Source organism: Pseudomonas sp. DrBHI1, from assembly GCF_002205115.1.
Lineage (GTDB): Bacteria > Pseudomonadota > Gammaproteobacteria > Pseudomonadales > Pseudomonadaceae > Aquipseudomonas > Aquipseudomonas mosselii.
In genome coordinates, this window is the sequence record NZ_NIBE01000062.1 from 11581 (window position 1) to 35416 (window position 23836).

Annotated in this window: 21 protein-coding genes; 9 read left to right on the forward strand and 12 right to left on the reverse strand. The window is 64.0% G+C overall.

From position 1 onward, the window contains the following. The 8 genes from CC207_RS14450 to CC207_RS14485 all read left to right on the forward strand — a co-directional run. Positions 1-750, forward strand: a 750-nt coding sequence (locus tag CC207_RS14450; protein ID WP_088852314.1) for a M23 family metallopeptidase, incomplete at its 5' end; no start/stop codon positions are given. Between the two features lie 370 nt (positions 751-1120). Then, entirely contained in the window at positions 1121-2794 is a 1674-nt protein-coding gene (leuA, locus tag CC207_RS14455) for a 2-isopropylmalate synthase (protein WP_028691640.1), read from the forward strand. A gap of 156 nt (positions 2795-2950) precedes the next feature. Next, on the forward strand, positions 2951-4228 hold the full coding sequence (locus CC207_RS14460; RefSeq protein ID WP_256582088.1) for a DUF6384 family protein: 1278 nt from the start codon (positions 2951-2953) through the stop codon (positions 4226-4228). Between the two features lie 4 nt (positions 4229-4232). Then, the gene (locus tag CC207_RS14465) at positions 4233-5585 is read left to right on the forward strand and encodes a hypothetical protein (RefSeq protein ID WP_028691641.1); all 1353 of its coding nucleotides are present in this window, start codon (positions 4233-4235) and stop codon (positions 5583-5585) included. A gap of 44 nt (positions 5586-5629) precedes the next feature. Then, the gene (locus tag CC207_RS14470; RefSeq protein WP_088852316.1) at positions 5630-6772 is read left to right on the forward strand and encodes a merozoite surface protein 3b; all 1143 of its coding nucleotides are present in this window, start codon (positions 5630-5632) and stop codon (positions 6770-6772) included. Next, positions 6769-7068, forward strand: coding sequence for a DUF6384 family protein (locus tag CC207_RS14475; protein WP_051555709.1), 300 nt, complete (start codon positions 6769-6771; stop codon positions 7066-7068). Before CC207_RS14470 ends, CC207_RS14475 begins: the two co-directional genes overlap by 4 nt. 107 nt (positions 7069-7175) lie before the next feature. Further along, positions 7176-7802 carry a DUF6384 family protein gene (locus tag CC207_RS14480; RefSeq protein WP_143496120.1) on the forward strand — a complete coding sequence of 209 codons (627 nt, stop codon included), beginning with the start codon at positions 7176-7178 and terminating at the stop codon, positions 7800-7802. Between the two features lie 10 nt (positions 7803-7812). Further along, positions 7813-9402 carry a DUF6384 family protein gene (locus tag CC207_RS14485; protein WP_051555710.1) on the forward strand — a complete coding sequence of 530 codons (1590 nt, stop codon included), beginning with the start codon at positions 7813-7815 and terminating at the stop codon, positions 9400-9402. A gap of 84 nt (positions 9403-9486) precedes the next feature. Here CC207_RS14485 and CC207_RS14490 read toward each other — a convergent pair whose 3' ends face one another. The 3 genes from CC207_RS14490 to zwf are packed head-to-tail and all read right to left on the reverse strand — an operon-like array spanning position 9487 to position 12348. Continuing rightward, positions 9487-10161 (reverse strand): bifunctional 4-hydroxy-2-oxoglutarate aldolase/2-dehydro-3-deoxy-phosphogluconate aldolase, encoded by a 675-nt coding sequence (locus CC207_RS14490; protein ID WP_028691960.1) that lies wholly within the window; start codon positions 10159-10161, stop codon positions 9487-9489. A gap of 17 nt (positions 10162-10178) precedes the next feature. Then, positions 10179-10892 carry a 6-phosphogluconolactonase gene (gene pgl / locus CC207_RS14495; RefSeq protein ID WP_062360437.1) on the reverse strand — a complete coding sequence of 238 codons (714 nt, stop codon included), beginning with the start codon at positions 10890-10892 and terminating at the stop codon, positions 10179-10181. Continuing rightward, positions 10879-12348, reverse strand: a complete 1470-nt coding sequence (zwf, locus tag CC207_RS14500) for a glucose-6-phosphate dehydrogenase (RefSeq protein WP_028691962.1) — start codon at positions 12346-12348, stop codon at positions 10879-10881. The genes pgl and zwf overlap by 14 nt, the downstream gene beginning before the upstream one ends. 190 nt (positions 12349-12538) lie before the next feature. On the opposite strand from zwf, the gene hexR reads away from it, so the two are divergent. Next, the gene (gene hexR, locus CC207_RS14505; RefSeq protein ID WP_172402443.1) at positions 12539-13402 is read left to right on the forward strand and encodes a DNA-binding transcriptional regulator HexR; all 864 of its coding nucleotides are present in this window, start codon (positions 12539-12541) and stop codon (positions 13400-13402) included. Here hexR and CC207_RS14510 read toward each other — a convergent pair. From CC207_RS14510 to CC207_RS14550, 9 genes are all read right to left on the reverse strand, one after another. Then, positions 13395-14249 carry a D-hexose-6-phosphate mutarotase gene (locus CC207_RS14510; RefSeq protein WP_028691964.1) on the reverse strand — a complete coding sequence of 285 codons (855 nt, stop codon included), beginning with the start codon at positions 14247-14249 and terminating at the stop codon, positions 13395-13397. The two genes, hexR and CC207_RS14510, sit on opposite strands and share 8 nt — an antisense overlap. A 118-nt stretch (positions 14250-14367) precedes the next feature. Then, positions 14368-15711 (reverse strand): carbohydrate porin, encoded by a 1344-nt coding sequence (locus tag CC207_RS14515; protein ID WP_028691965.1) that lies wholly within the window; start codon positions 15709-15711, stop codon positions 14368-14370. Between the two features lie 77 nt (positions 15712-15788). Next, positions 15789-16937, reverse strand: coding sequence for an ABC transporter ATP-binding protein (locus CC207_RS14520; protein ID WP_028691966.1), 1149 nt, complete (start codon positions 16935-16937; stop codon positions 15789-15791). Between the two features lie 3 nt (positions 16938-16940). Further along, positions 16941-17786 (reverse strand): carbohydrate ABC transporter permease, encoded by an 846-nt coding sequence (locus tag CC207_RS14525; RefSeq protein ID WP_088852318.1) that lies wholly within the window; start codon positions 17784-17786, stop codon positions 16941-16943. After that, a complete protein-coding gene (locus tag CC207_RS14530) occupies positions 17779-18687 on the reverse strand; it encodes a carbohydrate ABC transporter permease (RefSeq protein ID WP_028691968.1) in 909 nt (302 codons plus the stop codon). The genes CC207_RS14525 and CC207_RS14530 overlap by 8 nt, the downstream gene beginning before the upstream one ends. Positions 18688-18875: 188 nt before the next feature. Continuing rightward, positions 18876-20162 carry an ABC transporter substrate-binding protein gene (locus tag CC207_RS14535; RefSeq protein WP_028691969.1) on the reverse strand — a complete coding sequence of 429 codons (1287 nt, stop codon included), beginning with the start codon at positions 20160-20162 and terminating at the stop codon, positions 18876-18878. 115 nt (positions 20163-20277) lie between these two features. Then, positions 20278-21495, reverse strand: a complete 1218-nt coding sequence (locus CC207_RS14540) for an AGE family epimerase/isomerase (protein ID WP_088852319.1) — start codon at positions 21493-21495, stop codon at positions 20278-20280. Between the two features lie 116 nt (positions 21496-21611). Next, complete coding sequence (locus CC207_RS14545) at positions 21612-23066, reverse strand: ATP-binding protein (RefSeq protein ID WP_028691971.1); 1455 nt, start codon at positions 23064-23066, stop codon at positions 21612-21614. Further along, a complete protein-coding gene (locus CC207_RS14550) occupies positions 23050-23745 on the reverse strand; it encodes a response regulator (RefSeq protein WP_189662194.1) in 696 nt (231 codons plus the stop codon). The genes CC207_RS14545 and CC207_RS14550 overlap by 17 nt, the downstream gene beginning before the upstream one ends. Positions 23746-23836 lie beyond the last annotated feature (91 nt).

The following is a 23836-nucleotide window of genomic DNA, read 5'->3' on the forward strand; positions in this document are numbered from 1 at the left end:
CGCACCCTCGACAAGCCGGTGCCCGGCGGCGTGGCCGTGGTCAACCTGGGGCCGGCCGCCAGCGCGCCGAGCGCCCGCTTCGACGGCAAGCCGGTGCTGGTGGTGAAGGAGCAGGACAACTGGCTGGCCATCGTCGGCATCCCGCTCACCCAGAAACCCGGTAGCGCCGTGCTCACCCAGGGGGGGCGCGACATCCGCTTCAGCGTGGGCAGCAAGAAATACCCCGAACAGCACATCACCCTGAAGAACAAGCGCCAGGTCAACCCCGAGCCCGAGGACCTCAAGCGCATCGACCGCGAGCTGGCCGAGCAGGTCAAGGCCTACCGCAGCTTCAGCCCGACCCTGCCGAGCAACCTGATCCTCGACAAGCCGGTCAACGGCCCGCTGTCGAGCAAGTTCGGCGTGCGCCGCTTCTTCAACGGCGAAGAACGAAACCCCCACGCTGGCCTTGACTTCGCCGTGCCGGCCGGCACGCCGATCAAGACCCCGGCCAATGGCAAGGTGATCCTGGTGGGCGACTACTTCTTCAATGGCCGCACGGTGTTCGTCGACCATGGCCAGGGCTTCATCAGCATGTTCTGCCACATGTCGAAGATCGACGTGAAGCCGGGGCAGGTGCTACGCCGTGGCGAGGTGGTGGGCCGCGTGGGTTCGACTGGCCGGGCCACTGGGCCGCACATGCACTGGAACGTCAGCCTCAACGATGCGCGGGTCGATCCGGCGATTTTCATCGGCGCGTTCCAGCCCTGAAAGCGCAATCGCGGGGCCAGCCCGCTCCCACGCGGCCCACGGTGGCATCGTGGGATCGGGCAGGCCCCGCGATTTGCGCAACAAAAAAACATCACGCAATAAAATATCAACAAGACCAATTAAGCAGCCAGAAAAACTCCTAAGACTCGTTTTTTTAAGCATTCCTCTCAATTTTTCCGCAATGCTTGCCATCCCCCAACCCACTGGTTAGGGTTGAGCCTATGAACATCTTCAGCACCCTGCTCCGACAACACCGCAGCCTCTGCCTGGTCAGCGCCCGACTACCAGGGTGAATCGCGTCGCCTCGCCTTTTTCTCTCGTTTTCGTTTGGCAGGCCCGATCACGGCCGCACATAAAAAGGATTGCTTCCATGACCATGCTCAAAGACCCTTCGAAGAAATACCGCGCGTTCCCGACCATCGACCTGCCCGACCGTACCTGGCCGTCGAAGACCATCACCCAGGCACCGATCTGGTGCAGTTCCGACCTGCGTGATGGCAACCAGTCGCTGATCGAGCCGATGGACTCGGAGAAGAAGCTGCGGTTCTGGAAGACCCTGGTGCAGGTGGGCGTGAAGGAAATCGAAGCCTCGTTCCCGTCGGCCTCGCAGACCGACTTCGACTTCGTGCGCACCCTGATCGAAGACGGCCACATCCCGGACGACACCACCATCCAGGTGCTGACCCAGGCCCGTGAAGACCTGATCGCCCGTACCTTCGAATCCCTGCGCGGGGCCAAGAAGGCCATCGTCCACCTGTACAATGCCACCTGCCCGTCGTTCCGCCGCATCGTCTTCAACCAGGACAAGCAGGGCGTGAAGGACATCGCGGTCAACGCCGCCAAGCTGTTCGTCAAGTACGCCGCCCAGCAGCCGAACACCCAGTGGACCTTCCAGTACTCGCCTGAAACCTTCAGCGCCACCGAACTGGAGTTCGCCAAGGAAGTGTGCGACGCGGTGATCGAAGTGTGGAACCCGACTCCTGAGCACAAGATCATCCTCAACCTGCCGGCCACCGTCGAAGTCGCCACGCCGAACGTCTACGCCGACCAGATCGAATGGTTCTGCCGCAACATCAACCGTCGCGACAGCGTGATCATCAGCCTGCACACCCACAACGACCGTGGCACCGGCATCGCCGCCACCGAGCTGGGCCTGATGGCCGGCGCCGACCGTGCCGAAGGCTGCCTGTTCGGCAACGGCGAGCGCACCGGCAACGTCGACCTGGTCACCCTCGCCCTGAACCTCTACACCCAGGGCATCGACCCGCAGCTGGACTTCTCCGACATCGACGGCGTGCGCAAGGTCGTCGAGGAGTGCAACCAGCTGCCGGTGCACCCGCGTCACCCGTACGTCGGCGACCTGGTCCACACCGCCTTCTCCGGCTCGCACCAGGACGCCATCCGCAAGGGCTTCGCCAAGCAGCAGGACGGCGAACTGTGGGAGGTGCCGTACCTGCCGATCGACCCGGCCGACATCGGCCGCAGCTACGAGGCGGTGATTCGCGTCAACAGCCAGTCGGGCAAGGGTGGCATCACCTACCTGCTCGAGCAGGAGTACGGCATCAGCCTGCCGCGCCGCATGCAGATCGAGTTCAGCCAGGTGGTACAGGGCGAGACCGACCGTCTCGGCCTGGAAATGACCGCCGAGCAGATCTACAAGCTGCTGCAGAAGGAGTACCTCCAGGCCAACGCACCGTATGCGCTGGTCAGCCACCGCCTGCAGGAAGAGAACGGCAGCAGCCACGTGCAGGTGGAAGTCTCCGGTGAAGGCGAGACCACCCTGCACTGGCACGGCAAGGGCAACGGCGCCCTGGAAGCGCTGGTCGCCGGCCTGCCGGTCAACGTGGAGATCATGGACTACAACGAGCACGCCATCGGTGCCGGCACCAACGCCAAGGCGGCGGCGTACATCGAACTGCGCGTGGCCGGTGGGCGTCCGGTGCATGGCGTGGGCATCGACGAGAACATCACCACCGCCAGCTTCAAGGCGCTGTTCAGCGCGCTGAACCGGTCGCTGAGCCAGCAACAGGCCAAAGCGGCTTGATGCGCTGATCGTCCAGAAGAGCCCGCAGAGATGCGGGCTTTTTTGTGCGCGCACGATGAGATTAACAGGCTGCAGAAAGCAGGCCATTATTTAGCCTTCATTCATGGGTATACTGCGCGAGCCCTCCCCCACTCATGCAAGGAGCACCATGAGCTATTGCCTGGCGCACGCACCGCGGCACCGCCCGCTGGAATGCAATCGATGAGCATCCCATTGAGTGAACGGATCGGCGCCATGGGGCTGGTTGACCAACTGCGTCATCGCGAAATGGCCATCCAGGAGCACATTGACTTGCCTCGGCGCCGGGCCGAAGTGGCCGAAGGCATTCGCACTTACTACCAGAGCCATGGCATCGCCTTCGACGAAGCAACGGTCGAGGAAGGCGTACGTCAATTCTTCGCACGACGCCTTGAATTCCAAGCCCCTGCACTGGGCTTCACACAACGTCTGCTGACTCGTCTGGCCATGGCCTACCGACCGCTGCTAAAAGGCGTGGCCTACAGCGTGCTGCTGATCGCCTTGGGCCTGGGCACACTGTTTCTGGTGGAGAGTGGACTAAACATCCGGGCGGGCCTGAGTGCCGACCAATTGGCCATTGATGTCCAGCTGTTGCAGATGGATTTAGCTGCGCAGCGCCAGCGTTTGGAGCAATCCAAGGCGCGTCAGTCACGCCAACCGGTTCCAGTGGTGGCGGATCTGCTCATCAAGGTCGAGCGTCTGCTGCCCAGCCCCAGCCAATCATTAAATGTCGTACGACCCGATCCGATCACCCGCGACAACCGCGCGCCCTTCAATGCTCGAATCGAACAAGCGTACTTCGTGTTGGCCGGCGCGCAAAACAACCTGGCAAAGGCCAGAAAACGACTCAACCGCGTGGAGCACGTCTACATCAGCCTCGACCGGCAGCAGCAATTGCAGGATCGCCTGAATGCCGTGCCGCTGCCCAAGGCCGATCATGAGCAACTGGCTGACTGGCTCAACCGTGCCGGTGAAGATATCGCCAAGCTGCAACTGGAAAAGGCCGACTCCACCCTCGACGCAGTGAAAGACTACCTGATTTACGCCGCAGAACCCCTGACCATCGAGCTGATCGATCGCCCCGGCATCAAGTCGGGTGTGGAGCGCTGTTACGAAAACGCCGGCTGCAGTCCGAACAGCACCCGAGGCAAAAGCTGGTATCTGATCGTCGAACCCTTCGACGCTGCCGGTAAGCAGACGTGGGCGCCGGTGACCAGCGTGGAGACCGGCAAGACCCGTTGGGCCAATCGTTTCGGTGTCCGCGTCAGTTACGACGAGTATCTGCGGGTCCGGCAGGACAAGCTCGAAGATGGCCATATCAGCCAACGCCTGATCGGCAGAAAACCGGTGAACAGCCTGAGCATACACTTCAGCCAGAGCACCTACGCTACCCCCGACATGATTCTGGAATGGTAATGCCATGACACCGATCGCCCTTGTCAATGCGCTCGAACACAACTCGCGCCAAGCCGAACAGACCAGACGTGACGCTGAGCAAGCGCTGTATACCCAGCTTGACCAAGAAGCCCGACTGGAAGATCAGATCACCTCGAAGCTGGGCCAGATTGCCGCCCTGCAGCTGAATATCGCCCCCGATCAAGACCTGCATACGCGGCTGTTGTTCGAGCAGCGCGAGTACGCCCGAGCGAACCTTATCCAGGCGCTCGAACGAGTCGAGCATTTGATAGCCGCCCAACTGGATAAACGTCAGCAAGTGCGCAGTGATCTCGGCCAACTCGATGCCCAGGCCCAGCGTCTGCTCGACGAGGATCCTGCTTTCGCCCAATTGCTGGGACAACTGAATGCGGCCCGGCAAGCCGAACAGCAGTCCGATGCGGGTTACGAGGAAATCCGCAACGAGTGCGCCAACAAACTGGAGGGTTACAAGAGCAACCCGCTCTACCGTTTCCTCAAGGCCTGTAGCTATGGGACCGAACAATACCGGCCTTACCCCTTCCAGCGCGTACTGGACAACTACCTGGCGCGCAAGGTCGACTTTCACGTCAACTACGCCAACGAACAGACCTTGCTGGCCATGTACACGCGCAACGAGACCCAGCGCCAGACCCTCGCCCAGGCGCGGCAGCAATTGCAGGCGCAACACCAGCAGCATCTGGAAAAAGCCCGAGAAGCAGCTGGCATGCGGGCCCTGCAGGTCGAGGAACAAGAGCTGGAAGTGTTGTTGAGCGAGGCCAAGGCCGACGCCAGCTCACTGCATGCTCAACTGGCCGACTTCAATCAGCAACGCGATCCCCATCTGTTGCAGATTCGCCAGAGCATCACCGACAGGCTCAGGGCACGCCCCTTGGCCGAGCTGATCATCGAGGCAGCCAAAACACCTAGCCCGGACGACGATGTCCTGGTAGGCGACCTGCAGTTGCTACACGCGCGGCTACGGGAGATTCAGCAACCGCTGAGGAGCCTGCGCGACCAGAGTGACAACCAGCGCCAACGCTATGACCGGGCCAAGACCCTGGAGTACGCGCTGCGCGATGCCCATTACCGCGATCAAAGCCATGTGTACCAGCTGCAGCAGCCCATCGAACAAATACTCGACGACTACATGCGCGGCCAGCTGGAACAGTCCGACGTGCAGCGCTTGCTCGATGAAGGTCGGCAGTTCGTGTCGCCACAGCTTCCAGTTGACGACCGGAGCAACTCGACCAGCTCCCATGGCAGCAGCTTCTCCACGTCAGGCAGTTTCGGTGGAAGCGGTTTCAGCACCTCCAGCAGTTCCGGCGGTGGTGGTTTCCGTACAACCAACAGTTTCTGAATCGCGCAACTCAATTGCAAATATCCACTCAGGCAAGGATCACCATGAGCCTATACCTCGAACGCGCCCTCGACGGCCTGCGCAAAATCGGCATCGCCTTCGGTCAGGCGCCCCAGCCAGCACCAGTACTGACCCTGCTGGACAAGGTCGCGCACTACGACAACCAGCGTGTCACCGGCATCGCCGCAGTACTGCAGCAGGCGTCACTTTTCAACCAGACCGTACGCGAGCAGATCGCCGGGATGGATATCTCTCACCGCTACATGGATATCACCGACAGCTTCACGTCAATTCGTGAAGATGCGGCTGCCATGGCCACATGGATGGACGATGGTCGCCTGGATACCCTCGAACGCCTCAAGCTGGCCTGGATGCGCATGCTGCGAGGCTCGATCCCGAGCCGATTCGAGGACATTCGCAAGCACTACCTCGACGTGTGCGCGGCCGCCAGCGACCAGATCACTCGCGAAAGCCTGATCCTGGAAGCGTACATGGACTTCCGCCTGGCCATGAAGACTGCCGAGGTTGATGCCCAGCAAGTGCTGGCCATCGCCGGGCAGTCCCTGCAGGAGTGCAGCAGTGCCCTGGACTCCGCCAACGCTACCGTGGCGGCGGCCGCAAGCGAAGAGCCAGCCCGCATCGCGGCACTTGAGCTGGTGCGTGACGAAGCGGTGCGAGCCCTGCAGAACGAAGACAAAAGCTACCAGATCGTCAAGGATATCGCTGACGACCTACGGGTCGGCTACAACACCGCCGAGATGGTTTTTGCCCGCATCAGCCAGGTGCATGTGGTCAAGGAGCGTCAGTACCAGCGAATGGTGTCGTTCTTCGCCACTAACGAAATCGTGCTCACCAGCCTTGCGGTTTCGTTCACCGCCAACCAGGGCATGGCCGAGGCCACCCATACCCTCAACGTTACCACCTCCGGTATCAACAAGGGCCTGGAAGCCCTGGGCGAGCTGGGCAACCAGCAACTGGGGGCGGCGATGAAAGCCAGCTATGGCTCGACTCTGCGCGTCGAATCGGTGCGCGCCCTGGCCCAGGCCACCCTGGATTTCCAGAATGACATGAAAGGCCTCACCGAAACCTACCGTGCCGAGTCGAGTAAGGCCGCGCTGGAAATTTCCACCGCAGTCGAAGACGCCAAGCGCGCCTTCGCCTCCTTGCTGAGCAAAGCCGCGCAATGAGCAATGGCTCGCTCAGCGAACAGATGGGGGCCATGGCCCTCGTCGGCGAGCTGCGCCTGCAGCAGCGCCAGGTTCAGGAGCATCTGGACCTGGCGCTGCGTCGCGCCGAAATCGTCGAACGCATTCGTGGCTACTACCAGCGCCAGGGCATCGCTTGCGATGACAGCCTGATCGAGCAAGGGGTACGCGAGTTCTTCGCCCGCCGTCTGCGGTTCGAGGCGCCGCAACTGTCCTGGCCCCGCAGGTTGCTGGCGGGGATGCTCCTGCGCCGCAGGCTGCTGGCCTGGGGGGGCTGACGTGGGTCGCCTTGCTGGGCGGTGCCCTGCTGACGGCAAATCTGCGCCAACCTGTGGCGCCCACCCGACCGACCGAGGTCAGCGCCCCTACCCAAAAGGGCCTGGGGGTGCCAGCGCCAGCCTGGACAAGGGAAGCGGACCGAGCGGCGCACCAGGCACGCCTGGACCAGTACACTCAGTTGATGGCCCGCTTGGAAGCCATGCCGCTACCGGAAGACGTGCGCGCCAAGCTGCTGCCGTTCGCCCGTTCCACCGGCGCGCTGGTGGCCGATCATGGGCCGGCCAAGGCCATTCAGGCATTGCGCGAGCTGCAGGTGTACGTCGACTACACCGAAGCGCAGCTGCAACTGCACATCCCCGACGGCGCCGGAGAGATATCCGGTTACGAACGCTGCCGCAAGACCTCGGCGTGCCAGCCAGGCAGCGAGGACGGCAAGGCATGGTTCCTGGTGTTTCAGGCACGCGACCCGCAGGGCAAGGTGGTGACGATGCCGCTCGCCAACGGCCACACCGGCGCGATCGCCCTCACCGACTCCCTCGGTGTGCAGGTCACCCACGCGCAGTACCTGAAAGCCCAGCAGGTCAAGCAGGCCAAGGGCCGCGTCGATAATCCGGTCATCGGCCGCAAGGATGCCTACAACCTAAGCAGGCACTTCGACAATCGCGTCTTTGCCGGTAGCAGCTTCGACAATCCGGCCGACACCAACCAGTCCATCGTCTCCGCCAGCTTCTGATGACCCGCCAATGACCGTCTCACTTTCCGAACAGATGGGGGCCATGGCCCTGGTCGACGAGTTGCGCCACCAGGAACTCGCACAGCAGGAGCACCTGGATCTGCCGAAGCAGCGCAGCGAAGTAAGCGAACGCATACGCAGCTATTACCAGCGCAACGGCATCCATCATGAACAGACGCATGTCGAACAGGGCGTTCGGGCATTCTTCGCCCAACGCCTGGTCTTCGAAGCGCCGCCGCTGAGCAGGTGGGAGCGCTTGCTGGTGCGCCTGGCCCTGTCGCCCTCGCTGCTGATCCCGCCAACTGCGGCCGTACTGGCTGTCGGCGCCCTGAGCTGGCACTGCTTGCTGGTTGGATATGACCGAACCATGACACCCGATACCCTGTTCATCGCGATCGACACCTACACCCGTAGCACCCTGCTGGCGCAGCGTGAAGCCGAAGAAGACTTGCGTGAGGCCATTGCTCGCGAGGTCAGGCTTGAGTGTCTGATGACCGAGAAACTCAATGAACTTGCCAGTTTCCAACTGGAACACGGTCCAGAGCTTGATCCTGAGACCCGACAACTGCTGGCCGAACGCGAAAGCGCACAAGCCGAGCTGCACGACCACATCGATCGCCTGCAACGGCTGATCAAGGCACGCCTCGAGACTCAGCGCCACCTACAGACACGCATCGGCACACTTGAAACCCAGGCACGTACTCAACTTGAGAAAGACCCGGCATACCTGAGCCTGACTGCGCACATTCGCCGAGCGCTGGACAACGAGCCGCAAGCCGAACTGGCTTATGTGGAGATCCGCGACGAGTGCAGGGCAAAGCTGGTAGCGTACTGGAACAACCCAATATTCCGCGCCCTGGTATTACGCGACTACGCAACCGAGCGCTACAGACCTCGCTTGCTGCGTACCTGGCTCGATGACTTCCTCGCCCGCAAGGTGAGTTTCCAGGTAAACCAAGCCAACGAACAAATGCTCCAGGCAATGCTCGACCGCAATGAAGTACAAAGGGAACAGCGCATGCGCGACAGGGAGCAAATGGGACGTGAACACCAGGCGTATCTGGACGAGGCGTACCATAGGCTGGGCTTGCCGGCGCTCTGGGCACAGGACGATGCTCTCGACCACGAACTGTCCGAGGCGAAGGCCGAAGTCGATGCCTGGTACCTGCAATTGAGCGCCTTCAACCAGGGGCGGGATCGCAACCTGCAACGCATTCGCGAGCAGCTCACTGCGAAACTCAAGACCCGCCCGCTTGCGCAACTCATGCAGCACGCCGCCGCCACACCGGATGAGGCCGATGATGCGTTGGTGAGTGAGCTTCAGGGCTTGCACCCACGCCTGCTTGAACAGCAGGAGGCCAGCACCAGGCTGCTGCAGGTGCGTGACCGCGCGAGCTTCGACCATCAGCGCGCGCTGGCACTGGATCGCGCCTTGCGCAACGACTTTTACCAAGATCGCAACAGCCGCTACATCACCCCTCGTCCGATCAGGCAGTTCATCGAGGCCTACCAGCGAGGCGAGATGGACCTGCAGGCGATCAAGACCCTGCTTACCAGCGCACGGCCCCTGATCGACCCCAGCCGACCTGGCAGCGGCTGACAATTATCGGCCTAAATGACTCAGGCAAAAAAAAGGGGCGCCGACCAAGCGCCCCACAAGCCGTGTAGCACACAACGAAATCTGTCAGTCCAGCAATGCCATCGCCTCGGCGCTACACGCCTCGATCCGCGCCCAGTCGCCGTTCTTGATCCAGCTGCTGTCGAGCATCCAGGTGCCGCCCACGCACATCACATTGGGCAGCGCCATGTAGTTGCGCACGTTGGCCGGGTTCACCCCACCGGTCGGGCAGAAGCGAATGTCGCCGAATGGGCCGGCAAAGGCCTTGATCGCCGCCACGCCACCACTGATCTCCGCCGGGAACAGCTTGAAGCGACGGTAGCCAAGGGCATAGCCCATCATGATCTCCGACGGCGTGCTGATACCCGGCAGCAGCGGAATGTCGCTGTCCACGCCCGCTTCGAGGATGTCCTGGGTGATGCCCGGGGTAACGACGAACTGCGCGCCCGCGGCCTCGACGGCGGCGAACATGCCACGGTCGAGCACGGTACCGGCACCGACGCACAGCTCGGGGCGCTGCTCGCGCAGCACCTGGATGGCCTTCAGGCCATGTTGCGAGCGCAGGGTCACTTCCAGGGTGCGGATGCCGCCTGCGGCCAGGGCGTCGGCCAGGGGCAGGATGTCTTCCTCACGGGCGATGGTGATCACCGGCAGGATGCGCGCCTTGTCGCAGATCGTGTCGATCCGCGCGGCTTTGTCGGCCATCGAGAGCAAAGGCTGTGGGCGTTCGAGGGTGGTCATGACAATGGGTCCTTGGCTCATGGGCACCAGTAGATGTCCAGGGGGTCGTGAAGAAAGGCGCGAATCGGCATTTCGGTAGGGTCTTCGGCCGCCAGGGCAGCACGCAAGGTGGTGAGCTTGCCCGCGCCTTGCACGGACAGGGCGATGAAACCGGCGCCGGCCAGCAGCGCGCGGGTCATGCTCAGGCGCTGGTGCGGCACGCTCGGCGCCAGCATCGGCAGGCAGCGACGCTCGCCGACCTTGGCCAGGCCCTGGCGCAGGTTGGGGCTGGCCGGGAACAGCGAAGCCGTGTGGCCGTCGTCGCCCATGCCCAGCACCAGCACATCGATCGGCGGCAGATCGGCGAGGACCTGGTCGGCCTGCTCGGCGGCGGCCTCCAGGGTCGCGGCGCTCTGGTACAGGCCGATGAAACGCGCCTTGGCCGCACCGCCCTTGAGCAGGTGACGGGCCAGCAGGCCGGCATTGCTGTCGTCGTGTTCCACCGGTACCCAGCGCTCGTCCGCCAGGCTCACGGTGACCTTCGACCAGTCCAGCGCCTCTGCCGCCAGCTTCTCGAGAAACGCCACCGGGCTGCGGCCGCCGGACAGCACCACGCAGGCCTGGCCCTTGCGGACGATGGCCTGGCGCAGGCGCTCGGCCACATCATGGGCCAGGGTCGCCGCCAGGGTTTTCGCGTCAGCCAGCTGATGCGCCTTCACCGTCGCCGGCAGTTGCAGTTCAGATATCGCCATACCAGGCCCTCCCATCGCGAGTGATCAATGCAATCGAGCTCATCGGCCCCCAGGAACCGGCCGCATAGGGCTTGGGCGCGTCGCCGCTGGTCTTCCAGCCGGCGATCAGCTGATCGCACCATTTCCAGGCGTATTCGATCTCGTCCTTGCGCACGAACAGGTTCTGGTTGCCGCGCATCACTTCCAGCAGCAGACGCTCGTAGGCATCCGGAATCCGCGCGCTGCGCCAGGTGTCGGAGAAGTTCAGTTGCAGCGGACCGCTGCGCAGCTGCATCCCCTTGTCCAGGCCCTGTTCCTTGGTCATCACCCGCAGCGAAATGCCTTCGTCCGGCTGCAGGCGGATGATCAGCTTGTTGCCGATCTGCAAACGCTGTTCCGGGGCGAAGATGTAGTGCGGGGTTTCCTTGAAGTGGATGACGATCTGCGACAGCTTCTGCGGCATGCGCTTGCCGGTGCGCAGGTAGAACGGCACCCCCGACCAGCGCCAGTTGCGGATATCGGCGCGCAGGGCGACGAAGGTCTCGGTATCGCTCTGGGCGTTGGCGTTGTCCTCTTCCAGGTAGCCCGGCACCGGCTTGCCGTCACTGAAGCCGGCAATGTACTGGCCGCGCACCACATGGGTGCTCAGGCCTTCGCCGGTGATCGGTGCCAGTGCCTTGAGCACCTTGACCTTCTCATCGCGGATGCTGTCGGCCGACAGGTCGCTGGGCGGGTCCATGGCGATCAGGCAGAGCAGCTGCAACAGGTGGTTCTGGATCATGTCGCGCAGCTGGCCGGCCTTGTCGAAGTAACCCCAGCGGCCCTCGATGCCGACCTTCTCGGCGACGGTGATCTCCACGTGGGAGATGGAATTCTGGTTCCACTGGGTTTCGAACAGGCTGTTGGCGAAGCGCAGGGCGATCAGGTTCTGCACCGTCTCCTTGCCCAGGTAGTGGTCGATGCGGTAGACCCGGCTCTCGGGGAAGAACCGCGCCACGGCGTCGTTGACCCGGCGCGACGACTCCAGATCGTGGCCAATGGGCTTTTCCAGCACCACGCGGGTGCGCGAGGCCAGGCCGGCCTTGTCGAGGTTCTCGCAGATCGCGCCGTAGACCGCCGCCGCCGTGGCGAAGTAGGCGATCAGCGGCTGCCCGCTCGGCGCCTGTTCGGCCAGGGCCTGGTAGCCCTCCGGCTCGACGAAGTCCAGGTGCAGGTAGCTCAGGCGCCCGAGGAAGCGCCCCAGGGAAGCGGCATCGATCTCGGCCTCCGGCACATGGCGGCGCAGATGGGCCTCGATGCTGTTCAGGTGGTCCTGCACGCTGCCCGGCTCGCGGGCCAGGGCCAGCAGGCGGGTATCCGGGTGCAGGAGGTCGGCGCGGTCGAGCTGGTAGAGCGCGGGAAACAGCTTGCGCAACGCCAGGTCGCCGAGGGCGCCAAAGAGGGCGAAGGTGCAGGGTTCGACACTGATCGCGGCCATGATGTTGGTTCTTTTATAAATGTTGGACTAGGAATACCGGTTTCAACCCTGCATTTCAAGGGTTAATGTAGTAAAAACCACAACATCGAATACAGCCATTACAGACAAGTGGTGTGACAATCTTACCGACAGTACGATACACGCCACCGCAAAAAGCCAGCTTCCGACCCAAGGACACACCATGGACCGCGTGCGCAACCTCCTGGAACAGATCCAGGGCCGCCTCGACGAGCTGAACAAGGCCGAACGCAAAGTCGCCGAAGTCATCCTGCTCAACCCGCAACAGGCCACCCGCTTCAGCATCGCCGCCCTGGCCCAGGCGGCCAAGGTCAGCGAACCGACGGTCAACCGCTTCTGCCGTTCGTTCGGTGTCAGCGGCTACCCCGAGCTCAAGCTGCAGTTGGCACAGAGCCTGGCCAGCGGCGCCGCGTACGTCAGCCGCGCGGTGGAGGCCGATGACGATCCGGCCGCCTACACCCAGAAGATCTTCGGCAGCGCCATCGCCTCGCTGGACAGCGCCTGCCAGGCGCTCGACCCACAACAGGTCAGCCGCGCCGTTGACATGATGATCCAGGCCCGGCAGATCCACTTCTTCGGCCTCGGCGCCTCGGCCCCGGTGGCCCTCGACGCCCAGCACAAGTTCTTCCGCTTCAACCTCGCCGTGTCGGCCCATGCCGACGTGCTGATGCAGCGCATGCTGGCCTCGGTTGCCCACACCGGCGATCTGTTCGTGATCATTTCCTACACCGGGCGCACCCGCGAACTGGTCGAGGTGGCGCGCCTGGCCCGGGAAAACGGCGCCTCGGTGCTCGGCCTGACCGCCGCCGGCTCGCCCCTGGCCCAGGCCTGCAGCCTGAGCCTGCACATCCCGCTGCCGGAAGACACCGACATCTACATGCCGATGACCTCGCGGATCATCCAGCTCACCGTGCTCGACGTGCTGGCCACCGGCATGACCCTGCGCCGCGGCGTGGACTTCCAGCCGCACCTGCGCAAGATCAAGGAAAGCCTCAACGCCAGTCGCTACCCGATCGAGGACGACGACCTCAACTGAGCCGGTGCGCCTGCAGCCGCAGGTGCGCCCGCTCCCCCGGCGCCAGGCTCAGGCCCTCGCCACTGCCGCTGGCCGCCTCGACGCAGACGAAGCCCTGGCATTCGCGCCCGGTCACGCCCATCAACGGGCGATTGCCCGGGTGCCAGACCACAGTGTCATCGCTGTCGCCGGTGTCGATGCACAGCTCGCGCTGCCAGTCCGGATCCTGCAACTGCACCTTGGGTGTGCCGGGATAGACTTTCTGGCAACCGCCCTTGAGGGTCAGCGCGCCGTCCTCGCGGCAGGCCTGGCGATTGAGGCGATCGTAGCCTTGGATATCCTCGAGCCCGGACAGCGCTATCTTCGACACGTCGCTGATTCGCCAGTAGGCCAGCAGCGCATGGCTCAGCTGACACGGCTCGCTGTCCTGGTGCTCGGTGCTCAGGCTCAGTTCCATGCTCGCGCCAAGCCGGGCGTGCAGGTCGACCTGCCAGTCGCACAGGTCCAGGCGCCACTTGAGGGCCACGCCCTGCTCGTCCTCAAGGCTGTCCACCAGCTTCCAGTCCAGCAGGCGCGCCCAGCCGTGGGCCGGCCACAGGTCCTCGCTGGGATGACGGCCATACCATGGCCAGCACACCGGCACGCCACCGCGGATGGCGCCCACCTGCGGCCACTGCTCGGCGCACCACAGCCAGGGCTTCTCGCCGGCCGGCTGGAAATGCAGCAGTTGCGCGCCCTGGCGGCTGAACACCGCTTGGCAGCTTGGGTGGTCGATGATCAGCACATCGCGCTGCTGGTAACGCTCCCACTCGAAGGTCGGCCTGGGCCGTTGCGAGGTGAAGAAGCGATGTAGCGGATGTTCAGGCATGGTTCCGAGCTCTTTTGTTGTTTGAGATAGCGCTGTCTCACCCCGTGCCCGCTAACCACTGCTGGCCAGTGGTTAGCGGTAGGTCGAGATGGATGGCGTAAATTTACAACAATTTTTCTCAGAATGACGACTGAATCTTCAACCCCGCGACCAGCGCGTTATCCACGTCGTCCACACCGCCCGGGCTCTTGATGTACTGCAGGTTCGGCCGCACGGTCAGCCAGTTGGTGACGTGGAAGCCGTAGTAGAGTTCGGCGTTGTACTCGGTGTGCTGCAGCGGCACGAAGCCCGGATTGTCGTAGTCGTTGATACCGCTCTGGGCATTGAGCAGCTCGGCGCGCTTCTTCACGTCGTCATTGACGTGGATGCGGGCGATGCCGAAGCCGATGTCGTCCTTGGGTCGGGCGTCGAAGGCACCTTTGTAGACCAGGCCGACCTGCTGGTAGTTGTCGACCACGTTGGTGGCCTTGTCGTGCACGGTGAAGTTGGCGAACAGGCTCAGGCCGCGATTGACGTCGCCGGCATGGGCGGTGACCTGCTGCTGCGCCACCACCCACCAGCCGTGCTTGCTGGAGTGCGACTTGAACGCCGCGCCGGTCAGCGCCTGCGGGTTGCCGTTGATGTCGTCGTACACGTCGTCGGCCTTGGCGGTGCTGTAGTAGTAGCCCAGGCGGTACTCGCCCGGCAGGCCGTTGACCTTCGGCGACCACACCGCCTCCACCGGCAGGATCGCGCCCTTGGTGCCACTGCCGCTGAGCTTGAAGCCGTTGCCGGTCTCCAGGTTCGACGGGTTCTGCTCGTAGGCGCCGACCTGGACGAAGAATTCCGGGGTGATGTTGTACTTGACCCGCAGCGCCCACTGGCTGACCGGCCAGTTGTACCAGATGCCGCCGACCCAGTTGCCCACCTGCGAGCCGCAGAAGGCCAGGTTCTGGAAGTCGCAGGGGAAGCTGTTGAAGTCCTCGCCCTCGCCGAAGCGGCCGACTTTCACATCCAGCGCGCCGTCGAAGTACTTCTGCTTGACCCACATCTGGGTCAGGCGCCAGGTCTGGCCGCGGCCCCAGACTTCCTGCACCGAGCTGAACTGCCCGGCACGCGGGTCGCTGATGCGGTCGTTGGACAGGTTGCGGCCGCTACGCTCGGTGATCGCCAGCTTGAACTCGGTGTCCTTCCAGCCGAAGATCTTCTCCAGGTCCAGGTGCGCACCCAGGGCGAACTGGTCGCTGTAGCGCGCGGTCTTGTCGTTGTTGTAGCCGCCGTGCAGGTTGCCGGCCACCTCGCCGACGTAGTCGAGGGTGAAGTCGTAGCCCTTCTCCAGCAACTCGGTGCGGGTGCCGCCCCAGTCGCCGGTCATCCATTTCGATTCCGACGAGAAAGCCTCGGCGGCCTGGGCCCCGCTGCTGCCGACCACGGCCAGCAGTGCCAGTGAGCCCAGTGTCCTGATGCGATTGCGATGTTCCATCCCTTTGCGTCCTCTTTTCTTGTTATTAACAGAACGAATCAACGGCCTGATCTTTCCTGTGGGAGCGGCCGCCGTTCTTAACGGCCTTTGAAACGCGTCACGTTGTCCTTCACGGCGGTGGCGGCAAGGTCCAGGCGTTCGCCGCTGCCGGCGTCGAACAGCAGAACCCGCGCCGGGTCGAACTGCAGGTTGAGGCTGTCACCGACCCGGCATGCCACATCCGGCGCCAGACGGCAGCAGACCTTGGTTTGATTGAGGGTGACGAACACCAGCAGGTCCGGGCCGGTGGGCTCGGTGACCTGCACTTCGGCGCGGATGCCCGGCAGGCCATTGCCCTGCTCCGCCCCCAGGGCGATCTGCTCCGGGCGCACGCCGAGGATGATCTCGCGACCTTCCAGCTCGTCCGCCACCACGCCCAGCGGCAGCTCGCAGCGCGCCTGGCCGCTGTCGAGCAGCGCCAGCACGCGACCGTCCTGCTTCGTCAAGCGCACCGGAATGAAATTCATCGGCGGCGAGCCAATGAAGCTGGCGACGAACAGGTTGGCCGGGTCGTTGTAGATCTGCTGCGGCGTGCCGAACTGCTGGATGATGCCGTCCTTCATCACCGCCACCTTGTCACCGAGCGTCATCGCCTCGATCTGGTCGTGGGTGACGTACACCGTGGTGGTCTTCAGGCGCTGGTGCATCAGCTTGATTTCGGTGCGCATCTCCACCCGCAGCTTGGCGTCGAGGTTCGACAGTGGCTCGTCGAACAGGTAGATCTTTGGCCGGCGCGCCAGCGCTCGGCCCATGGCCACGCGCTGTTGCTGGCCACCGGACAGCTGCCCGGGCTTGCGCTCGAGCAGGTGCTCGATCTGCAGCAGCTTGGCGACCCGCGCCACCTCTTCGTCGATGGCGGCCTGGGACATCTTGCGGATCTTCAGGCCGAAGGCGATGTTGTCGCGCACGTTCATGGTCGGGTACAGCGCGTAGGACTGGAACACCATGGCGATGTCGCGGTCCTTGGGGCTCATGCCGCTGACGTCCTCGTCGTCGATGAGGATCGCCCCGCCACTGATGCTCTCAAGGCCGGCGATGCAGTTCATCAGCGTCGACTTGCCGCAGCCCGAGGGGCCGACCAGGATCAGGAACTCGCCGTCCTTGATCGCCAGCTGGATGTCCTTGAGCGTGTCCGGCAGGCCCACGCCGTAGGTCTTGTGCACATTGCGAAGTTCGAGTGTTGCCATGACTTACCCCTTGACCGCGCCGGCGGTCAGCCCGCGCACGAAATACTTGCCCGCGACCACGTAGACCAGCAGCGTCGGCAGCCCGGCGATCATCGCCGCGGCCATGTCGACGTTGTATTCCTTGGCCCCGGTGCTGGTGTTGACCAAGTTGTTGAGGGCCACGGTGATCGGTTGCGAGTCGCCGCTGGAGAACACCACGCCGAACAGGAAGTCGTTCCAGATCTGGGTGAACTGCCAGATCAGGCAGACCATGATGATCGGCGTCGACATCGGCAGGATGATCCGCCCGAAGATGGTGAAGAACCCGGCGCCGTCCAGGCGCGCGGCCTTGACCAGCGCCTCGGGGATGCTCACGTAGTAGTTGCGGAAGAACAGCGTGGTGAAGGCCAGGCCGTACACCACATGCACCAGCATCAGCCCGCTGGTGGTGCTGGCCAGGCCCAGCTTGCCGAGGGTGAACGAGGCCGGCAGCAGCACGGTCTGGAACGGCAGGAAGCAGCCGAACAGCAACAGGCCGAAGAACAGCTGCGAGCCACGGAAGCGCCACATCGACAGCACATAGCCGTTGAGCGCGCCAATGGCCGTGGAAATCAATACCGCCGGCACGGTGATCAGGATCGAGTTGACGAAGTAGCCGCTGACCGTGGCCCAGGCCTTGCTCCAGCCGATGGCGGTGAACGCGGTGGGCCAGCTCAGCAGGTTGCCGCTGCCGATGTCCTCGGGGGTCTTGAAGCTGGTCAGCAGCATCACCACCAGCGGCACCAGGTACAGCAGAACGGCCAGCAGCAGCACGGCGTGGACGGCGACGCGGCTGAGGTTCAGCGCCGGTTTGTCGATCGGGCTAGTCATGGCGTTTCCCCCGCAGCTCGGAGTACAGGTAAGGCACGAGGATTGCCAGGATGGCGCCCAGCATGAGGATCGCGCTGGCCGAGCCCATGCCCATCTGCCCGCGGCTGAAGGTGAACGAGTACATGAACATGGCCGGCAGGTCCGAGGAGTAGCCCGGGCCACCAGCAGTCATCGCCGCCACCAGGTCGAAGCTCTTGATCGCGATGTGCGAAAGGATCATCAACGAGCTGAAGAACACCGGGCGCAGGCTGGGCAGCACCACGGTCCAGTAGATGCGCGGCAGGCTGGCGCCGTCGAGCTGGGCGGCGCGGATGATCGACGGGTCGACGCCACGCAGACCGGCGAGGAACATCGCCATGATGAAGCCCGAGGCCTGCCACACGGCGGCGATCACCAGGCAGTAGACCACGCGGTCGGGGTCGATCAGCCAGTCCAGGCGAAAGCCTTCCCAGCCCCAGTCGCGAAGCAGCTTGTCCAGGCCCATGCCGGGGTTGAGCAGCCACTTCCAGGCGGTACCGGTGACGATCATCGACAGGGCCATGGGATACAGGTAAATGGTGCGGATGAAACCTTCGCGGCGGATGCGCTGGTCAAGCAGCACGGCAAGGAACACGCCGATGGCCAGGGTGATGCCGATGAACAGTCCACCGAACAGCAGCAGGTTCTTGCTCGCCACCCACCAGCGGTCGTTGTCGAACAGCCGGGCGTACTGCGCCAGGCCCGCCCACTTGTAAGTAGGCAGGAAGGTCGAGGTGGTGAACGAGAGGACGAAGGTCCACAGGATGTAGCCGTAGAAACCCACAAGGACGATGAACATGCTCGGCGCCAGCACCAGCTTCGGTAGCCAGCGCTGCAGCGCGTCCAGGGGGGATGCCCGCAGGCGGGCGGTTGCTGTGGTCATGGTTCAGATCTCGTTTCGAGAACGACTCGGAGCCCTGTGGGAGCGGCCTTGCGTCGCGAGAGGGCTGCGCAGCAGCCCCGGGGCTTGATGAGCTAAGCCGGAGGGACTGTCCTGCTGGGTTCCGGGACCGCTACGCGGTCCTTTCGCGACACAAGGCCGCTCCCACAGGAAGCCTCGCCAGACAAGGACTACTGAGCCGCCTTCACCGCCGAGTAGAGTTTCTTCGCCGCATCCGCAGGATCGGCCTTAGGATCGTTGATGTAGTTGGTCACCACATCGAAGAACGCTCCCTGCACCGCCAGCGTGGTGGCCATGTTGTGCGCCATGCTCGGTTGCAGGCCGCCGGTCTTGGCGTCGGCCAGGAAGTCCTTGGCCGCGGTCTGGGCGCAGCTGTCGAAACCGTACTTGCCCATGTCGGCGAGCATGTCGTTACGCACCGGGATCGAGCCTTTGTTGATGCTGAAGACCTTCTGGAAGTCCTCGCCCAGCACCTTGCGGGCGATGTCCTGCTGGCCCGCTGCGGTACCCTTGTCCTTCTGCTTGAACACCACCAGCGAGTCGATGTTATAGAGGAAGGCCTGGTCGGTGCCTGGGAAGGCCACGCACTGGTAGTCCTTGCCGGCTGTCTTCTTGGCCAGGGTCCATTCGCTCTTGGCCCAGTCGCCCATGATCTGCATCCCGGCCTTGCCGTTGATGACCTTGGCCGCCTCCAAGTTCCAGTCCTGGCCCTTGCCGTCAGGGTCCATGTAGGTGGCGACTTTCTTCAGCTCGGTGAGCGCCTTGACCATCTCGGGACCGGTCAGGGCATCCTTGTCCAGTTCGACAAGGGCCTTCTTGTAACCCTCGACGCCCATCACCGAGAGCACCACATTCTCGAACACGGTGCTGTCCTGCCACGGCTGGCCACCGTGGGCCAGTGGGATGAAACCGGCGGTCTTGAGCTTGTCGGCAGCGGCGTAGAATTCGTCGAGGGTGGTCGGGGCCTTGTCGATACCGGCCTTCTTGAACACTTCCGGATTGATCCACAGCCAGTTGATACGGTGGATGTTCACCGGCACGGCCACATAGTCGCCGTCGTACTTCACGGTGTCGGCGACTTTCTTGTCGAGCAGGCTATCCCACTTCTCTTCCTTGGCAACGTCCTTGAGCACATCGGTGTCGAGCAGGCCGGTGGATGCCCACTCCTGGATATCCGGGCCTTTGATCTGCGCCACTCCAGGGGGGTTACCGGCCACCGCACGACTCTTGAGCACGGTCATGGCGGTAGAGCCACCGCCCCCGGCCACGGCGCCGTCCTTCCAGGTGAAACCGTCCTTCTCGACCTGGGCCTTGAGCACATCGACCGCGGCCTTTTCACCGCCGGAGGTCCACCAATGGACGACTTCCACACTGCCTTTGGAATCGGCGGCCTGGGCACTGAGGGAAAACAGGGAGGCAAAGGAGATCGCGGCGGCGAGACGAAGCGTCGAATGCATGGGAATACCTTTCTTGTTGTTATGCGAGGCAAGACTGTCGCTTGCATGGCATGGAGTGTAGGGAGCCCGCGCCCGCCGCCAGGTAACGAACGGATGCGCGAATGTCATCGTTTGGTTACAAAGCCAGGGCCGTGGCCAGGCTCGGCGCCAGCGGCAGGCGGGGCAGCAGCAGGGCTTGGTAGGCGTGGTAGAGGTCGGGTTTGCCGCCCCAGATCCGCGCGCTGGGCAGCAGCGCCGGGTCCAGCTCGTGATGCCAACTGCCGTGGCCGCGGTCGATGAAGTGGCTGGCGATGAAGTCCCAGAAGCAGCGATACCAATGTTCATATTGCGCCTCGCCGGTACGTCGCAACAGGGCCACGGCGGTGGCGGTGGCCTCGGCATGCACCCAGTGCAGGCGTTCGCGCACCACCGGTCGGTTGCGCCAGTCCAGTGTATAGACCAGCCCCGGGGCGCCATCAGCCTGCCAGGCATGGCGGCAGGCACTGTCGAACAGGCCCCTGGCGGCGGGCAGCAAAGCAGCCGGCGCCGGCAATTGCGCCCGCTGCAGGGCCGCTTCCAGGTGCAGCACCAGACGGGCCCATTCGAAGGCATGGCCGGGCGTGGTGCCGTAGGGACGGAAGCCGTCGGCGGGGTTGTCACGGTTGTAGTCGGGTAACGCCTGCCAGAGCGCGTCGAAATGCTCGGTGACCCGCAAACCATCGGCGGCGGCCTGGGCCAGGATCAAGCGTTCGACGATCCGCAGGGCGCGGCGCAGCCACAGCGTGTCGCCGGTCACATCGGCCAGGGCGAGAAACGCCTCGACGCCGTGCATGTTGCTGTTGGCGCCACGGTAAGCCTCCGCTTGCCCCCAGTCGCGGGAGAACGACTCGCGCAAGGCGCCCTCCTCCTCGCACCAGAAGCGCTGCTCGATGACCAGGACCACGGCATCGAGCAGTGCCTGGGCCTGCGTGACACCCGCTACCACCGCCGAGCTCGCGGCAAGGGCGACGAAGGCATGCAGGTAGGCGGCCTTGCCGGTGTCGCCGTGGCCTTCGGGCTGGGCGTACCAGCCGTCGTGCTCCTGGTCGCGCAGCGGGCCCAGCAGGGCCTCGACGCCATGCTCGACCAGCTCGCGGCAACCCGGAACGCCCTGGATATGCGCCAGGGCGAAGCTATGGGTCATGCGCGCGGTGTTCATGGTCTCGGCCAGGGCGCAACGGGGCAGGCGGCCTTCGTCGTCGAGGTTGCCGAACCCCTGGGGCAGGCGCGAAGCCCTGGCGAAGGCAAGCAGGCGCAGGGCCTCGGCGTCGAGCCAGGCATGGTGTGTCGGGGAGTCGATCCAGCGGTTGGCCATGGACGTGGTCTTCCTTGTTGTTGTCAGCCGATTCTAGTCAGCCGTCCTGGCTGGCATGTCACGAAGACCGGCTCGATTGTCACCATTTAGTGACATCAGGCCCCTGTAGGAGCGTGTCAATCGGTTGTACGGGGTAGGTACAAGGTCACCCGCAGTCCACCCTCACGCAGGTTGAACAGGCTCACCTCGCCACCATGGCTGTGGGCGATGTTGCGCGCGATCCCCAGCCCCAGCCCATAGCCCTGCTGCTGCCCGGCCAGCCGGAAATGCGGCTCGAACACCTGCTCCAGGCGCTGCTCCGGCACCCCCGGCCCCTGGTCGTCCACCTGCAGGACAAAGCTCTCGGCACTGTCGAGAATCCGCAGGTGCGCCCGCTCGCCGTACTTTATGGCGTTATCGATCAGGTTGCCGATGCAGCGGCGCAGGGCCAGTGACTTGCCGAGGTACGGTGCCAGCGCCTGCCCCTCGAGGGTGATGCGCCCGTCGCCGAGGTAAGGCTCGGCGAGCATCTCCAGCACCTGGTTGAGGTCAATCGGCTCGATGTTCTCGTGAATGTCGGTGTCCTTGACGCATTGCAGCGCACCCTTGACCAGCAGCTCCAGCTCGTCGAGGTCGCGGCTGAACTTTGCTTGCAGCTTCTCGTCCTCGAGCAGTTCGACCCGCAGCCGCAGGCGCGTGATCGGTGTGCGCAAGTCATGAGAGATGGCGCTGAACAGCTGGGCGCGCTCGGTGAGATAGCGGCTGATCCGCTCGCGCATGCTGTTGAACGCCCGCCCCACCTCGACCACTTCGCTGCCGCCGCCCTCGGCCACCGGGGCCACATCGGCGCCCAGCGACATTTCCCGCGCCGCCCGCGCCAGGCGCTTGAGCGGCCGGCTCTGCCAGTGCACCAACAGGCCGATGAACAGCAACAGCAGGGCAGTGGTCATGGCAATGAAGCCGATCTGCTGACGCGGCAGGCGCTCGGCCTCGAGGCTGGTGTAAGGCTCGGGCAGCAGCGAGGCGATGTACAGCCACTCGCCCTCACCCAGGCGGATCTGGGTCACCAGCACCGGCGGGTTGAGCGGCTCCAGGGTCAACGAGTAGTGCGCCCAGGAGCGAGGCAGCTCATCGAGTTTCAGGCCGCTGTTGAAGATCCGCAGGTCGTCGGGGCTGACGAATTCGACGGAGATTTCCATCTGCTGGCCCAGGCGCTCATGCAACACGTCCTGGAACACGTCGATCACCGCCTGCTTGCGCGGGGTGATCGGCAGCACCGGCATATCCAGCGGCTTGACGTTGAGCGAAACGAAGAAGCGCGTTCCGCCCATGCTGCGCAACTGGTCGAGGACCATGGGCCGGTAGGCCACCGGCAGCGAACGGAAGTAGCTGACGCTGGCGCTCATCGAATGAGCCAGGCTGCCAGCGCTGGCACGCAGGCCCTGCAGCTGGCTGGCGCGCAGTTGCGCCACCCAGATCAGGCTCGACAGCCCCTGGGCCAGCAACACCACCAGCAAGGTCAGCAGCAGCATGCGCCCCAGAAGCGAGCGCGGCAGCAGGCGCCAGCGGCGTTCGCTAGGCCGGGCAGACATTGGCCGCCAGCAGGTAGCCGCTGCCGCGCACGGTGCGGATCAGCCGAGGGGGTTTTTCCGTGTCGCGCAGGCGCTGGCGCAGGCGACTGACCGCCATGTCGACGATACGGTCCAGCGGCATCGGCTCGCGCCCGCGGGTGGCGTTGCCGATGGTGTCGCGGTCGAGGATCTGCTGCGGGTGGTCGAGGAACAGCTTGAGCAGGGCGAAGTCGGCGCCGGAGAGGATCACCTCTTCGCCATCGCGGTGGAACAGGCGATGGCTGACCGTGTCCAGGCGCCAGTCGTCGAAGGCCAGTACCGCGCTGGCCGGCGCCGCCTGAGCGAAATCGGCGCGACGCAGCAAGGCCTTGATGCGCGCCTGCAGTTCACGTGGACTGAAGGGTTTGCCGAGGTAGTCGTCGGCACCCAGCTCCAGGCCGATGACCCGGTCGGCCTCGTCGGAACTGGCGGTGAGCATGATGATCGGCACCCGCGCCTGGCGTGGATGCTGGCGGACCCAGCGGCACAGGCTGAAGCCATCCTCGTCGGGCAGCATCACGTCGAGGATCACCAGGTCATAGGGGTTGGCATCCAGGGCACGGCGAAAGCCCTGGCCATCGGGTTCGGCATGGACCTGCAGGCCGCAGCGGGCGAGGTAGGTCTGCAACAGTTCGCGGATGTCCTGGTCGTCATCGACCATCAGGATCGATTTGCCGGCAGTGGTCACAATGGTCAGTCCTCTTGTTATTCGCAGATCTTAGTGTCTGCTGTGAGGGCCAATCGCCGATGCG

Coding starts and splice junctions, on each gene's coding strand:
- CC207_RS14465 (WP_028691641.1), top strand. CDS start 4,233: ATGACACCGATCGCCCTTGTCAATGCGCTCGAACACAACTCGCGCCAA.
- CC207_RS14550 (WP_189662194.1), bottom strand. CDS start 23,745: ATGGTCGATGACGACCAGGACATCCGCGAACTGTTGCAGACCTACCTC.
- CC207_RS14545 (WP_028691971.1), bottom strand. CDS start 23,066: ATGTCTGCCCGGCCTAGCGAACGCCGCTGGCGCCTGCTGCCGCGCTCG.
- CC207_RS14485 (WP_051555710.1), top strand. CDS start 7,813: ATGACCGTCTCACTTTCCGAACAGATGGGGGCCATGGCCCTGGTCGAC.
- CC207_RS14540 (WP_088852319.1), bottom strand. CDS start 21,495: ATGGCCAACCGCTGGATCGACTCCCCGACACACCATGCCTGGCTCGAC.
- leuA (WP_028691640.1), top strand. CDS start 1,121: ATGACCATGCTCAAAGACCCTTCGAAGAAATACCGCGCGTTCCCGACC.
- CC207_RS14490 (WP_028691960.1), bottom strand. CDS start 10,161: ATGACCACCCTCGAACGCCCACAGCCTTTGCTCTCGATGGCCGACAAA.
- CC207_RS14530 (WP_028691968.1), bottom strand. CDS start 18,687: ATGACCACAGCAACCGCCCGCCTGCGGGCATCCCCCCTGGACGCGCTG.
- zwf (WP_028691962.1), bottom strand. CDS start 12,348: ATGGCCGCGATCAGTGTCGAACCCTGCACCTTCGCCCTCTTTGGCGCC.
- CC207_RS14525 (WP_088852318.1), bottom strand. CDS start 17,786: ATGACTAGCCCGATCGACAAACCGGCGCTGAACCTCAGCCGCGTCGCC.
- CC207_RS14470 (WP_088852316.1), top strand. CDS start 5,630: ATGAGCCTATACCTCGAACGCGCCCTCGACGGCCTGCGCAAAATCGGC.
- CC207_RS14510 (WP_028691964.1), bottom strand. CDS start 14,249: ATGCCTGAACATCCGCTACATCGCTTCTTCACCTCGCAACGGCCCAGG.
- CC207_RS14515 (WP_028691965.1), bottom strand. CDS start 15,711: ATGGAACATCGCAATCGCATCAGGACACTGGGCTCACTGGCACTGCTG.
- pgl (WP_062360437.1), bottom strand. CDS start 10,892: ATGGCGATATCTGAACTGCAACTGCCGGCGACGGTGAAGGCGCATCAG.
- CC207_RS14520 (WP_028691966.1), bottom strand. CDS start 16,937: ATGGCAACACTCGAACTTCGCAATGTGCACAAGACCTACGGCGTGGGC.
- CC207_RS14475 (WP_051555709.1), top strand. CDS start 6,769: ATGAGCAATGGCTCGCTCAGCGAACAGATGGGGGCCATGGCCCTCGTC.
- CC207_RS14535 (WP_028691969.1), bottom strand. CDS start 20,162: ATGCATTCGACGCTTCGTCTCGCCGCCGCGATCTCCTTTGCCTCCCTG.